The sequence below is a fragment of the Micromonospora sp. NPDC048905 genome (assembly GCF_040649655.1).
In the GTDB taxonomy this organism is placed as follows: domain Bacteria; phylum Actinomycetota; class Actinomycetes; order Mycobacteriales; family Micromonosporaceae; genus Micromonospora.
Genome location: NZ_JBEZFV010000006.1, coordinates 55126 through 68399, shown reverse-complemented (window position 1 = coordinate 68399; position 13274 = coordinate 55126). Strand labels below are relative to the sequence as shown.

Below are 13274 nucleotides of genomic sequence, written 5' to 3'. Positions count from 1 at the left end.
CTGCAGCTCGTGCTCGGACAAGAAAGCTGCAACCTGCAACAGGCATGCCGTGCCGGCGGTCGGCGCCACTCGCCGCTTCCGTCGATGACCGCCCGACCCGTTGACATCGGCCCGTCACGTTCGGTGCCCGTAAGCTTCGTCCGTGATCGGCTGAATACCCCGCTGAAGCAGGGGGACGGATGGAGATTCAACTTCTGGGCGGCCTCTCGGTGCAACTGGCCGCTCGCACACTGCACCTCGGAACGCCTAAGCAGCAGGCCGTCCTTTCGATGCTCGCAGTCCAACCTGGGCAGTTGGTGACCGTTCACGACCTGGTTGATGAGTTGTGGCCCGATGGTCCGCCGCGTTCGGCGGTGGCGAATGTTCGTACCTATGCCGCCAATCTGCGGCGGACCTTCGAAGCGTTCGAAGGCGGTCGGGGTGTCATCGTTAGGCAGCAAACCGGTTACCGGCTCGTCCTGAGGCCGGAATGTATCGACGTGTTTCAGTTCGAATTGGAGCGCTCCGCCGGCCGGCAAGCCCTGATGATCGGCCACCTGGACCGCGCCTCGGAACTACTGGGGCGTGCCGTGGCGCGCTGGCAGGGGGCAATGCTCGCCGGTATTCCGCTCGGACCCGTGCTCAGCGCACGCGTGGCGGCGGCCGAAGAGGAGCGGCTGCTGGCCGTGGAGTTGCTCGCCGACGTACAGCTGAGATCGGGGCGGGATGACCTGGCGATTCCGCTGCTGCGGGAGGTCATCGTCCGTCACCCCCTCCGGGAACCGGCATACGCCCTGCTCGTGCGTGCACTCTACGAGCGCGGCGATCACGCCGGCGCGCTCGTCACGTACGACGAGGTCCGGACGAGGCTGGCGGCTGAGCTCGGAGTCGTTCCTAGTTCTGACCTCCATACTCTCCACCGCATGATCGTGAGGGCGGGTCTGCCCCGGCGTTCGCCGATCGGCGGCGCAACCCGTCCGGCTGGTCGGGGTGCGCTCCCCGCCCCGAACACACCGCATGCGGCGGGTGTCCTTGCCCTCGAGAAACCGCGTCGGCTCCACCCGGTAGATCATCTTCCTCGAGCGGTAACCGATTTCGTTGGTCGCGAGGACGTCATGTCGCGGCTGCTCGCCGAGACCCGTCGGGTCGAGGAGCGGGTTCCGGCGGTGCACGTCATCGACGGCATGCCGGGCAGTGGAAAGACGACCATGGCCGTACACCTGGCCCGCCGGCTGTCCGATCGATACCCGGACGCCGCGTTGTTCATCGACTTACGCGGGCACGACGAAAAGAACCGGGTAGAGGCGGCGAACGCTCTGGTCACGCTGCTTCGACAGCTTGAAGTGCCAGCTGTGCGCGTTCCGGTCGAGCTTGAGGCAAGGGTGGAACTGTGGCGACAAGAGCTGGCCCGTCGGCGGTCGGTGATAGTTCTCGACAACGCCGCGAGCAGCGAGCAGATAATGCCCCTGCTGCCGGCCGAGCCGACCACCGTCGTGCTGGTGACCTCGCGACGACGTCTGTTCCACCCGGATGTCGGAACGTCGCGGACGCTACCGCTCCTGAGCCCACAGGAGAGCATGGATCTCCTGAGCCTGAGCGTTGGCCGGGACCGGGTCGAGGCAGAGCCGGAGGCGGCCGCCGAGGTGGTCCGGCGGTGTGGTCACCTTCCCCTGGCGATTCGGCTGGCCGGTGCCAGACTGGCGCATCGGCGCGGCTGGCGGTTGGCGGAACTGGTCGAACAGTTGGCCGGCGATCCTCTGGTGCTGCACCACCTGGCTCAGGAGGAGAGCAGCGTCACCGGGGCCTTCGCCGCCTCCTACGAGCCTCTCCCGGGTTCGACCAAGCGGGTCTTCCGATTCCTGGGCCTGTATCCCGGTAACCGCTTCAGCCCCCCGGTGGTCGCCGCACTGACCGGTCTGACCCTGGCGGACGCGCACGCCGCGCTCGACGACCTCGTCGACCGCAACCTGGTGGAGGACCTGGACTCGACGCGGTATCGGCTGCACGACCTCATGCGCCAGTACTCCATCGAACTCTGCTCGCACGCCGATTCCTCCGACGACCGCCAACGCGGTCTGGCTCGACTGTTCGACTTCACGCTGGAGGCGGTTCTGAACGTCGCCGAGCTGCTTGAGCCCGAAGTGATCAGATCCCAGATCCCGAACAGCCCGTCCGCGCAGCGTGAGCTCGTCGAGGCCGTCGGAGAGCCGACGGCTGACTGGCTGGAGGCCGAGCGCACGGACCTGGTGACGATGGTGGTGTCGGCGCTCGAGTCAGGGTTCTACCGGCACTGCTGGCAATTGGCCCGTGGCCTCTGGCGATTCTGCTACATCCGCGGGTACTTCGAGGACATCATTCTGATCCACCGCCACGGGCTCCAGGCTGCGGAGACTGTCGGAGACGCTGACGCGCTGGCTCTCATGAACAACTACCTGGCCTCCGCCTACGTCCGTACCGGCAACAAGCAAGGGGCGCTCGATCACCTGACACGTTCGGTCGACCTTTCCCGCAACTCGCGGGACGTACTGAACTCCGCCCGGTACCGCGCGAACCTCGCCGCCGTCTACTGGTGGAGCGGCCACCTGTCCGAGTCGGTGGAGCTCGGCCTCGAGTGTCTGCGGGACAATGTCTACGCGAATGTCGGCGGCCCCTTCCTGCTGCCGAACCTCGGGTTGGCGCTGACGGCCCTCGGGCGTTACGAGGAAGCGTTGCGGATACACCGCCTGCACCTGGCCTGGGCCCGGACGAACTCCGACGAGTTCCACACGCTGAACGCACTAAGCCACATCGGCGGAGTGCGGGTTCGCATGGGTGATCTTCCACAGGGGATCCGGATCCTGATGGCTTCACTCGCGCTACGGGATCGCACCGGCCACCGGTACGCCGAGGCCGAGGTGCGCAACGACCTCGGGATCGCCTACCGCAGTCTGGGTCGTCTGATGGAGGCACAGCGGGAACACGAGCTGGCCCGGAACCTGTCGATCGGTTCGGGGGAACGCCACGTCGAGGCGGCTGCGCTGAACGAGCTCGGGCGCACCCTGCTGGCACAGGCGCGGGGTGACGAGGCGTTCGAGGCGCACCAGGAGGCGTTGCGGTTGGCCACCCGGATCGCACACCCGCACGAGCAGGGTCGAGCCCTCGCCGGGCTCGCCGAACACTTCGCCCGCACCGACCCGGCCGAGGCCCGCCGGCACTGGGAGCGGGCGTTGGCGATCTTCCGACGGATGGGCGTGCCGGAACGCTTCGAGGCCGAACGCCGCCTCTCCGAGTTGACCGTGACCCCGGTCGCGGAGCACTGACCAGCCCGAACGTCGCTTATCGATTTCTTATCGGCAGGCCCGGTAGCTTTTCCGCCGTATCGGCGAACGGGGGAGGTCCTGCCCGCGGGCAGAACCAGGTCGCCGAGACGTACCCGCCGTCAGGTCCCCCCAGCGACCTCGGCGGCGGGGCGGTGAGGAAGGAGCGGCGTCCGACCGCAGCGCCGGCAGCACCCCGGCGTGGCGGTCAGCGCGACGCCGCTCCTTCCAATCGCCGTCGTACCGCACCGATAGGCTCACGACCGTGACCGAACCCGCCCAGCTCAGCCACGTCGACCGCGCTGGCGCGGCCCGCATGGTCGACGTCTCCGCCAAGGCAGTGACGGGCCGGCTGGCCGTCGCGGCCGGCCGTCTGCGGACCACGCCCGAGGTCATCGACCTGCTGCATCGTGACGGTCTACCCAAGGGTGACGCGCTGGCGGTCGGTCGGCTGGCCGGGATCATGGGGGCGAAGCGCACCCCCGATCTGATCCCGCTGTGCCACCCGATCGCCCTGCACGGCGTCACGGTCGACCTGCACCTGACCGCTGACACCGTGGAGATCACAGTCACCGCCCGCACAGCCGACCGGACGGGCGTGGAGATGGAGGCGCTGACCGCGGTTGCCGTCGCCGGTCTCGCTCTGGTCGACATGGTCAAGGCGGTCGATCCGGCGGCCTCGGTGGAGGCGGTCCGGGTTTTGCGCAAGGAGGGCGGCAAGACCGGCGAGTGGGTCCGGCCGGAGGATCGACCGTGATCCGGGCCCGGGTGATCGTCGCGTCCAACCGGGCCGCGGCCGGTGTCTACGCCGACACCAGCGGGCCGCTGCTCGTCGCCGGGCTGGGCGAGTTGGGGTGCCAGGTCGACGAGCCGGTCGTGGTGCCCGATGGTGAGCCGGTCGGCGCCGCCGTGCGAGCCGCCCACGCCGACGGTGTCGACGTGGTGCTGACCAGCGGTGGCACCGGAGTGACGCCGACGGATCGGACACCGGACGTCACCCGGGAGCTGTTGGATTACGAGATTCCCGGCATCGCCGAGGCGATCCGTGCGCACAGCCGCGAACGGGTGCCCACGTCGGTGCTGTCCCGGGGTCTGGCCGGGGTGGTCGGCCGGATGCTGGTGGTCAACCTTCCCGGCTCGACCGGCGGTGCCCGGGACGGCCTGGCCGTGCTCGGGCCGATCCTCGGGCACACCGTCGACCAGTTGCGCGGCGGCGACCACTGACGTTGCCGCGGCGACCACTGAAGCTGCCGCGGCGACCGCCGATCGGTCCACGCCACGCACCGACGGGTGTTGGTCCGGGCCGATAGGCTCGGTTGGTGAGCACGGAAACCGCACCCACCGCGGATCGGGTCACCGCACCTCCGCCTGCCGGCTGGGAGGAGGCGCGGTCGCGGGTCTACGCGGTCGGTCTGGCCGCCGCGCTGCCCGCCGGCGCCCGGCCACTTGCCGACATCGACGGGTCGACCCTGGCCGAGCCGTTGACCACCCGCACCGACCTGCCCGCCTTCCCCACCTCCAGCGTGGACGGCTGGGCGGTGCGCGGCACCGGTCCGTGGCGCATCGTCGGCCGGGTGTTGGCCGGCAGCACCCCCGCGCCGCTCACCGCTGACGGCACGACCGTTGAGATCGCGACCGGGGCCATGGTGCCCGAGGGTGCCACCGCCGTGCTGCGCGTGGAGGAGTCCACGACCGTCGACGGTCTGGTTCGCGGCACCCCCCGGCAGACGCCGGAGTGGCGCGAGCCTGGCGAGGAGGCGTACGCCGATGAGGAGCTGTTGCCGGTCGGCACGCCTGTCGACCCGGCGGTGATCGGCCTGGCCGCCTCCTGCGGGCACGACACGCTGCGGGTCCGGCGGGCGCCGCGCGCCGCGCTGCTGGTCTTCGGCGACGAGTTGCTGACCGCGGGACCACCGGCGGCCGGTCGGGTCCGCGACGCGCTGGGTCCTGCGGTGCCGGCGTGGCTGCGGCGCTACGGCTGCCAGGTCCGCCCGTCGGACGTGGTCGGCCCGGTGGCCGACACACTGCCCGCGCACGTGGCGGCCCTGCGTTCGGCGCTGACAAGTGCCGACCTGGTCTGCACCACCGGTGGTACGATGAACGGCCCGGTCGACCACCTGCACCCGACCCTGGAAGCGCTCGGTGCCGACTACGTGGTCAACACGGTGGCGGTTCGCCCGGGTTTCCCGATGCTGCTGGCCCGGCTGGCCGGCCACGACGGGCGGATCCGGTTCGTGGCGGGGCTGCCGGGCAACCCCCAGTCCGCCATCGTCGCGCTGGTCTCGCTTGTCGCGCCGCTGCTTGCCGGCCTGCAGGGCCGCTCGATGCCGGTGCTGCCGCACGCCACGTTGGCCGAGGCGGTGCCCGGTCGCGGTGACCACACCCACCTGGCCCTGGTCCGGCTGGACCGGGAGGCCGGAACGGCGTACCCGGTGCGACACGTCGGTTCGGCGATGCTGCGTGGCCTGGCCGGCGCGGACGGGTTCGCCGTCATCCGGCCCGGTACCAGGGGCGGGCCGGGCGACCGGGTGCCGATCGTGCCGTTGCCACTACTTCCTGGGGAGCGTTCGTCATGACCGCGCCGACGATCACCTTCGGTGAGATCACCGACCAGCCACTCGACCTCGCCACCCACGAGGCGGCGGTCGCCGACCGCAGGGCCGGTGCCGTGGTCTCCTTCCAGGGCGTGGTCCGCGACCACGATCACGGCCGGCAGGTCACGAGCCTGGAGTACGAGGGGCACCCGAGTGCCGCGGAGGTGCTGCGCGAGGTGGCCGCCGAGATCGCCGCGGAGCCCGACGTGTACGCGGTGGCGGTCTCCCACCGGGTCGGCCCTCTGGCGATCGGTGACGTGGCGCTCGTCGCCGCGGTGAGCACCGCGCACCGGGCGGCGGCCTTCGCGGCCTGCGCCCGGCTCGTCGACGAGGCGAAGGCGCGCCTGCCGATCTGGAAGCGGCAGGTCTTCGCCGATGGCACCGAGGAATGGGTCAACTGCCCCTGACCGCTCAGCGGCGACTGTTGACCGCCGCTGTGCGGGCGAGCCGGTCGCCGTAAAACGCCGGCTCGGCACCGGGACGCCAGGGCAGTGCGGCGACCAGCACGATGAGCGCGAGCGCGAGCGAGTTTTCCATCAGGGCTCCGAAGAGACCGTCCTGGTAGTGCGACATCTCCGGCAGTTGGTGCTCGTACGGCCAGATCGGGGAGATCAGGAAGAGCAGGTAGAGCCCGATCGCGGCACCGCCGTGCCGGAGCCCGGTCAGCGTTGGATACCAGATCGGCGGGCGGAGCCCGTTGACCCCGGGCAACCCGCCGAACACGGCTCCCTGGCCGGTGCGCGAGGGCATCGTCCGGCTCGCCTCCCGGCGACGTACGGCGGCGTCGGCCAGCACGATGATCGCCGGGATCACCCAGACCAGGTGGTGCGTCCAGGAGATCGGGCTGATCACGTTCGCGGTGAGGCCGACAAGTGTGAACGCGGTCAACTCGTCACCGTCGGCGCGGGAGCTGGCCGCCCGGGACAGGCCCAGCGCCAGGATCAGCACCGAGAAGGCCAGCCAGAGCAGCCCGGGGGTCTCGATCGAGTCGTACAGGCGGGCGAGCAGGCCGGCGAGTGACTGGTTCGGCGTCATGTCCGCCGCACCGACCCGCTCGGTCTGCCAGAGCACGCTGCCGAAGTACGTCCGCGACTCGTCACCGACGATCCCGAAGGTCGCCACCGTCACGCCGATCGCGGTGCCGATCGCGGTGGCCGCCACCCGCCACTGACGGGTGATCAGCAGGTAGGCGATGAAGAGGGCCGGGGTGAGCTTGACCGCGGTGGCCAGGCCGATGCCGGCGCCGGCCCACGCTCCGCCGTAGAGGAAGCGCAGCAGGGGGCCGTCGGTCGCGGCGTAGTGGGTGCCCCGGCGGGAGCGCCAGCGCAGGCCGATCAGGTCAGCCATGATCAACGCGAACAGCAGGATGTTGACCTGGCCGTAGCCGAGAGTCTCCCGACCTGGCTCGATGGCGACCGCGAGCGGCACCGCCACGGCCACGGTGAACCACAGTGGCCAGCCCAGCCGGTCCACGATGGGGCGGAGCAGCCCGGCCAGCACCAGCGCCAGCGCGGCGATGCTGGCGGCGGCGTTGACCATGCCGGCGGTGTCGATCGGAAGCTGCGCCATCGGCAGCATGACCAGCCCGGCGAACGGCGGGTAGGTGAAACCGAGGGTGGTGCCGGGCGCGATGAACTCGTAGAGCTCATGCCCGCTCGCCCACCACACCACGGCGCCGTGGTAGATCTTCATGTCGAAGAAGTTGTACGGCCGCCCGAAAGCACCGATGGCGAGCCATGCGGCGTAGACGACGGCGGCCACGATGGCGCCCCGTATGACGTTCTTGCGATCGATCCGACGTGACACGCGGTCGATGCCGCGTGTCACGCGTTGGATTGGGGCGAGGCGGTCCGCCCGACTACCGACAGCCGTCGGCATGGCGTGGCCACCCCCATACCAAGGTCGTCCTACCCGTCCAGGTCCTGCACGGAGCCTAGAACGGCGCCTCACGTCAGTGCCTCCCGCGTTATGCGACCGTGTCCGATCCCACACATGTTTTTGACATTTCCACCGCGTTAACGCCTACCGGGTGGTTCAGGTAATTCGCGGCCTTAGCGGGGGGTGGGGGTGGCGCGGAGAGGCATCGATGCAGTTCAGCCGGGCAGTCGACGTGCGGTGGACGCGGATCGGACGGCGATCCGGGCTTCCCGTCGGGCGGTACGGACGGCGCGCTGCATGGAACGTCGAGAGTGGCCGATGCGATGGCCGGTCCGCCAGCGCAGACCCGGCTTGCCGCCGGTGTCGGCCGCGGCCAGCAGCAGACCGCCGAGGAGACCGAGGTTCTTGAGGGCGTGAATCTGGTTGTTGTTCTTGGCGATCGGATCGTCGTTGTTCCAGAAGGGATGGCCGGCGATGGTCACCGGCACCAGCGTGCCGGCGAGGACCAGGGCGGCGGGTCGACTGAACCGCCCGGTGGCCAGCATCAGTCCGGCGCTGACCTGCACCGCCGCGTTGAGTCGGATCAACGTCTCGGTCTCGGTGGGGAAGCTCGGGTGCGCCTTCTTCAACAGCGGCGCGATCTTGTCGGTGACCGGCGCGGCGGCCTGCGCCAGCCGTGCCGGGTTGCGGATGTTGCGATACCCGCTGACCACGAAGATGCCGCTCAACATGGCGCGGGCGAGGGAGCGTACGGGCGTCATGGATCAGTCATACCCCCTCGCGGCGTTTGCTACCCCGGCAACCGTCGGATCGGATCGGTGTTCATACACGTGCGCCACGCCGATTCGAGCGACCGTCACGGATGGACCGGCCTCGACGGGTAACGTCGCGCGGGTGACCACGCTGCGGCTACGCCCCGAGGACCCGGCCGACGCCGGTCCGGTACGCCGCGTGCTGGCCACCGCCTTCGCTCGCCCCGACGTGGCGACGCCGCCGGAGGTGAGCCTGGTCGACGAGCTGCGCGGCACGGCCGCCTGGCTGCCGCGGCTGGCAATGATCGCCGAGTATGGCGGTGAGGTGGTCGGGTACGCGCTGCTCACCCGGGTGCGGGTGCGGCCGGATCAGGGCTCGGACGTGCCCGCCCTGGCGCTCGGTCCGGTGGCGGTCGCGCCACACCGACAGCGCGTCGGGCACGGCACGGCGGTCGTGCAGGCGGCCCTGGACGCGTCCACCGAGCTGGGCGAGCGGCTGGTCGTGGTTCTCGGCGACCCGGCCTTCTACCAACGGTTCGGCTTCAGCCCCGCGACGGAGCTGGGCCTGACCAGCCCGTGGGCCGGTCTCGGTGAGCCCTGGCAGGCGTTGGTGCTGCCGCCGTCGACGAGCGAGGAAGGCCCCCCGCCGCGCGGTGAGGTGCTTTTTCCGCCGCCCTGGTCGAAGGTCTGACGGGCGTCGTCACCCCGATCGGCGGTCAGGCTGGCTGGGTGCGCAGGTACCTGCCGAAGTGCGGCACCGTGAAGGCGACGGTGCCCCGCTCGCCGGAGTAGATCAGCCCCTTCTTGATCAGCGCGTCCCGCGCCGGGGAGAGGCTGGCGGGCTTGCGGCCGAGTGCTCGGGCGATCTCGGCCGTGGGCACCGCGGCGTCCATGTCGTCGCGGGTCACCGCCCCGGACTCGTCCCCGACCGCGGACATCATGGCCATCGCCCGCATGTACTCGCGTTCGGCGGGGGTGGCTCGCTCGAACCGGGAACCGAAGAACCCGACCGCCAGCTCGGCCTCCGCCTCGGGTGCGGCGACGCGCACGTCCGCGGCGGTGATCGGCGAGCGCGGCGCGTGGTCCCAGGTCGCCTTGCCGTACGCCTGGACGAAGTAGGGATAGCCACCGGACTTCTCGTAGAGCAGGTCGAGGGCCTTCTGCTCGTACTCGACGTCCTCGCGCTCGGCCGGCGCGCAGAGCGCCTGGTCGGCGGCGATCCGGTCGAGGCGGTCGATGCGCTGGTAGCGGAACAGCCGTTCGGAGTACGACTTGGCCGCGCTGAGCACCGCCGGCAGGTGCGGGAGGCCGGCGCCGACGACGATCAGCGGCGCGCCGAGTTGGGACAGCTCGTGGCAGGCCGCGCAGAGCGCCGACACGTCCTCCGGGCCGAGATCCTGCATCTCGTCGATGAAGATGGCGATGCCGGTCCCGACGTCACTGGCCACCGCGGCGGCGTCACTGAGCAACTCGACCAGGTCGATCTCGATGTCGCCGGAGTCGGCCCGGCCGCTCGCGGCTGGCACGTCGATGCCGGGTTGCCACCTGTCGCGCAGCTTCGGGGCGGCACCGGCCCGGCCGGTCGGGGCGGACCGTTGGGCGAACGCCTTGAGAACGCCGAGGAACGCGTCGATCCGGTCGGGTGCACGGTGGCGGGGGGCCAGCTCCCGGACCGCCATGTGCAGCGCGGCGGCGACCGGACGGCGCAACGACTGATCCGGTCGTGCCTCGATCTTGCCGCTGCCCCAGAGATGGTTGATCGCCTGCGACCGGAGGGTGTTGAGCAGAACCGTCTTGCCGACGCCACGCAGCCCGGTGAGCATCAGGCTGCGTTCGGGTCGTCCCCGTGCGATGCGTTCGAGCACGATGTCGAAGACGTCCAGCTCCCGCCCCCGCCCGGCGAGTTCGGGCGGACGCTGGCCGGCGCCCGGCGCGTACGGGTTGCGGACCGGATCCACGCATTGCAGAGTATCGGGCCGTCTAGCTGCGAGGCTAGACATGGATAGATGGGGCTACCGGCGTGTCGGAGCCGTCGACAAGAAACTAAGGCTGTCTAGCGTCCACGCTAGACAGCCCTAGTTTTGGCAATCGGAGCTGCCGCTTCCGCAGGAATTCCCGGGGTGGGTGGTCTCAGCGTTGCTTCAGGCAGAGGACGAAGTCGAGAGTGTCCAGCTCACTGTCGAAGAAGTACCAGTTGGTGTAACCCGGGACCTTGTCGCACTTGGCCTCGGCGTCGCGTTCGCCGCTGGTCGCCCCGTCGATCCGGCTCAACACCTCGTACGACTTCGCGGCGCACTCGGTGATCAGCAGCTTGGGCTTGCCGCCCGCCGCGGCGTCGTTGCGGACGCACTGACCCACCTTGGCGAACCGGGGATCGGCCGACGACTCCGGGGCCGGGGCGCTCGGTGGCGGCTCGGCCCCGTCAGCGTCCGCGCTGGGCTCCGCGGCGGTGGTCGAGTTGGCCGGTGCGGTCACCGGAGCCGGGTCGTCCTGCCCGCGAACGAACCAGAACGCACCCCCGGCAGCCACCACCAGCAGCAGTACCACCGCCAGCACGGCGATCAGCGGCCCCCGGCCGCGCCGGCCCGGTGCCGGTGTGGGGTCCGGGCCGTACGGGGTCTCGTCGGGCCGGTACGGCTGCCGGTCGTACCCCGGATGCGCCCCGGTGGGCTGGTACCCGCCGCCGTAGGGCGCCCCGGGGGCGCCGCCGTAGGGCGTACCCGGACCGCCTTCGTGGGGCGCGGTCGGTGGGCCGTACGGCCCGGGTCGTCCCTGTGGCGCCTGCGGGTACGGCGGACCCGGCGGGTACGACGGGACCGCCGGCGGATAGGGCTCGGGCGCCGGCGGGTAGGGCTGCTGCACCGGCCGGCCCGGCGTCTCGTCCGGTCGCTGCCCGCGCCACGGTCCCGGATTGCCGCCCCCGGGTGGTCCGTAGTTGGTCATGCCGCCCTCCTGCACGAGTGGTGAGTCCCGCCACCGGTACGCGACGCCGACTCCGACGTCACCGTAGCGTGGTCCACTGATGAGCTCACCTCCACCGAGCGCGGCAGGCGTCGTCGGCCGCCGCGCAAACGTCACGCCGACCCTGATCTGGACCGCGTTGATCGTGGTCTACCTGCTCTGGGGTTCCACCTACCTGGCCATTCGGATCGCCGTGGAGACGCTGCCGGCGCTGCTGTCGGCCGCACTGCGGTTCGCCGTAGCCGGCCTGATCCTGGCGGTGGTGCTGCGGCTGCGCCGAGGCCCAGGCGCACTGCGTGTGGACCTGCGGCAACTCGGCTCGGCGGCGTTGGTCGGGGTGCTCCTGCTCGCCGGCGGCAACGGCCTGGTGGTGCTCGCCGAATCCGGGCCGCCCGGAGTGGCGGTGCCGTCCGGGATCGCCGCGCTGCTGGTGGCGACCGTGCCACTGCTCGTGGTGCTGTTGCGCACCGGCACCGGGGACCGGCCGCCGATCTGGACGTTCGCCGGGGTCACCCTGGGCTTCGTCGGCTTGGTCCTGCTGGTGCTGCCCGCCGGCAGCGCGGACGCGGTGCCGCTGCTCGGGGCGTTGACAGTGGTCGTGGGGGCCGTCGCCTGGTCGGTCGGGTCGTTCCTGTCCGGCCGGATCCGGATGCCCGCCGACCCGTTCGTGGCCACGGTGTACGAGATGGTGGCCGGCGCGCTGGTGCTGGCCGTCGTCGCCGCCGGTCGGGGCGAGTTGGCCGACTTCCACCCGGCGGCGGTCAGCACCCGGTCCTGGCTGGCACTGGGCTACCTCATGGTGGCCGGCTCGCTGGTGGCCTTCACCGCGTACGTCTGGCTGCTGCACAACGCGCCCATCTCGCTGGTGTCGACGTACGCCTACGTCAACCCGGCGGTCGCGGTCGCGCTCGGCGCGCTGCTGGTGGCCGAGCCGATCACCGCGCAGGTGCTGCTCGGCGGTGCGGTGATCGTCGCCGGCGTCGCTCTGGTGGTGAGCACCGAACGGCCGCGCCGGGTGGGCACGGGATCACGATCGGGGGACACGCTGGTGCGCGACCGCCAGTAACGTCCGGCCCATGTCGGCCGCCGCGCTGGTGTCGATCGCGCTGCTCGGCGCGCTGGTCGGCCTCGTCGTACCGCTGGTGTCGCGGCGCTTCGCCACGGCGGACGCCCGGCCGTGGGCGTTTCCAGGACCGCACCCGGTCCGACGGTCCTGGGTCGATCCGATGGTGGCGGCCAGCGCCTTCGTCGGCCTTGCCGTCGCTGTGGGTGACGACCCGGCGCTGCTGGTCTTCCTCGGGGTCGCGGCGGTCGGTCTGGTGCTGGCGCGGGTAGACCTGGCCTGCCTGCGGTTGCCCGACCCGCTGGTCCTGGTCGCCGGGTTGCTGGCCCTCGGCGGGCTGACCGCGGCGGCGCTGCTGTCCGGCACTCCTGGCCGGCTGCTCGGCGCGCTGGGAGGTGCGGCGGTCGCGGGCGCGGCGTACGTGCTGCTGGCCCTGCTGCCCGGCTCACGACTGGGCTTCGGAGACGTGAAACTCGCCGCCGTCCTCGGCCTGCCGCTCGGCTGGTTGGGTCGGGATGCCCTGCTCACCGGGCTGCTCCTGCCGCACGTGCTGCACGGCGCTCTGGTGCTCGGTCTCCTTGCCGCGCGGCGGGTCCGTCGGCACACCCTCCTGCCGCTCGGCCCGGCCCTGCTGGTGGGCGCCTGGCTAGCTGTGCTGCAAGCCTGACCGCCCCCGGCTTTGTCGATCTTGCAGTTTCTGCCGCGACAAAAGGTGCATCCCACGCACAACGGCGACCGAAAGTGCAAGATC

The 13274-nt window shown here is 71.0% G+C and carries 11 protein-coding genes and 1 pseudogene; 8 read left to right on the top strand and 4 right to left on the bottom strand.

All coding sequences use genetic code 11. The annotated features are described in order from the left end of the window. Positions 1–179: 179 nt before the first annotated feature. The 5 genes from AB0C01_RS17260 to AB0C01_RS17240 all read left to right on the top strand — a co-directional run bounded on the left by AB0C01_RS17260 (position 180) and on the right by AB0C01_RS17240 (position 6276). Complete coding sequence (locus AB0C01_RS17260) at positions 180–3278, top strand: BTAD domain-containing putative transcriptional regulator (RefSeq protein ID WP_357571584.1); 3099 nt, start codon at positions 180–182, stop codon at positions 3276–3278. A 262-nt stretch (positions 3279–3540) separates the two neighbouring features. Beyond that, positions 3541–4032, top strand: coding sequence for a cyclic pyranopterin monophosphate synthase MoaC (moaC, locus tag AB0C01_RS17255; RefSeq protein ID WP_357571583.1), 492 nt, complete (start codon positions 3541–3543; stop codon positions 4030–4032). After that, positions 4029–4499, top strand: coding sequence for a MogA/MoaB family molybdenum cofactor biosynthesis protein (locus tag AB0C01_RS17250; protein WP_357571582.1), 471 nt, complete (start codon positions 4029–4031; stop codon positions 4497–4499). Before moaC ends, AB0C01_RS17250 begins: the two co-directional genes overlap by 4 nt. 95 nt (positions 4500–4594) lie before the next feature. Then, positions 4595–5851, top strand: a complete 1257-nt coding sequence (locus AB0C01_RS17245; RefSeq protein WP_357571581.1) for a molybdopterin molybdotransferase MoeA — start codon at positions 4595–4597, stop codon at positions 5849–5851. Beyond that, a complete protein-coding gene (locus AB0C01_RS17240; RefSeq protein WP_357571580.1) occupies positions 5848–6276 on the top strand; it encodes a molybdenum cofactor biosynthesis protein MoaE in 429 nt (142 codons plus the stop codon). Before AB0C01_RS17245 ends, AB0C01_RS17240 begins: the two co-directional genes overlap by 4 nt. A gap of 4 nt (positions 6277–6280) precedes the next feature. Here AB0C01_RS17240 and AB0C01_RS17235 read toward each other — a convergent pair whose 3' ends face one another. Further along, the gene (locus AB0C01_RS17235; RefSeq protein WP_357571579.1) at positions 6281–7747 is read right to left on the bottom strand and encodes a glycosyltransferase 87 family protein; all 1467 of its coding nucleotides are present in this window, start codon (positions 7745–7747) and stop codon (positions 6281–6283) included. Positions 7748–7962: 215 nt separating this feature from the next. Beyond that, positions 7963–8508, bottom strand: coding sequence for a DoxX family protein (locus tag AB0C01_RS17230; RefSeq protein ID WP_357242874.1), 546 nt, complete (start codon positions 8506–8508; stop codon positions 7963–7965). A 133-nt stretch (positions 8509–8641) separates the two neighbouring features. Between AB0C01_RS17230 and AB0C01_RS17225 the strand changes: the two genes are divergently transcribed. Beyond that, positions 8642–9190, top strand: a complete 549-nt coding sequence (locus AB0C01_RS17225) for an N-acetyltransferase (protein ID WP_357571578.1) — start codon at positions 8642–8644, stop codon at positions 9188–9190. Positions 9191–9215: 25 nt separating this feature from the next. Here AB0C01_RS17225 and AB0C01_RS17220 read toward each other — a convergent pair whose 3' ends face one another. Further along, positions 9216–10457, bottom strand: coding sequence for an ATP-binding protein (locus AB0C01_RS17220; protein WP_357242868.1), 1242 nt, complete (start codon positions 10455–10457; stop codon positions 9216–9218). Positions 10458–10629: 172 nt separating this feature from the next. Further along, positions 10630–11094, bottom strand: a pseudogene (locus AB0C01_RS17215) (flagellar basal body protein FliL); the annotation flags it as partial. A gap of 427 nt (positions 11095–11521) precedes the next feature. Here AB0C01_RS17215 and AB0C01_RS17210 point away from each other — a divergent pair. Together AB0C01_RS17210 and AB0C01_RS17205 are read left to right on the top strand one after the other, a co-directional pair. Next, positions 11522–12526: an EamA family transporter gene (locus tag AB0C01_RS17210; protein WP_357571577.1), complete on the top strand. Its 1005-nt coding sequence runs from the start codon at positions 11522–11524 to the stop codon at positions 12524–12526. 10 nt (positions 12527–12536) lie between these two features. Next, positions 12537–13190 carry a prepilin peptidase gene (locus AB0C01_RS17205; protein WP_357571576.1) on the top strand — a complete coding sequence of 218 codons (654 nt, stop codon included), beginning with the start codon at positions 12537–12539 and terminating at the stop codon, positions 13188–13190. Positions 13191–13274: the final 84 nt, after the last annotated feature.

Excerpts from the sequence above, each read along its gene's own strand:
- AB0C01_RS17210 (WP_357571577.1), top strand. The coding sequence starts at position 11,522 with ATGAGCTCACCTCCACCGAGCGCGGCAGGCGTCGTCGGCCGCCGCGCA.
- AB0C01_RS17235 (WP_357571579.1), bottom strand. The coding sequence starts at position 7,747 with ATGCCGACGGCTGTCGGTAGTCGGGCGGACCGCCTCGCCCCAATCCAA.
- AB0C01_RS17205 (WP_357571576.1), top strand. The coding sequence starts at position 12,537 with ATGTCGGCCGCCGCGCTGGTGTCGATCGCGCTGCTCGGCGCGCTGGTC.
- AB0C01_RS17260 (WP_357571584.1), top strand. The coding sequence starts at position 180 with ATGGAGATTCAACTTCTGGGCGGCCTCTCGGTGCAACTGGCCGCTCGC.
- AB0C01_RS17240 (WP_357571580.1), top strand. The coding sequence starts at position 5,848 with ATGACCGCGCCGACGATCACCTTCGGTGAGATCACCGACCAGCCACTC.
- AB0C01_RS17230 (WP_357242874.1), bottom strand. The coding sequence starts at position 8,508 with ATGACGCCCGTACGCTCCCTCGCCCGCGCCATGTTGAGCGGCATCTTC.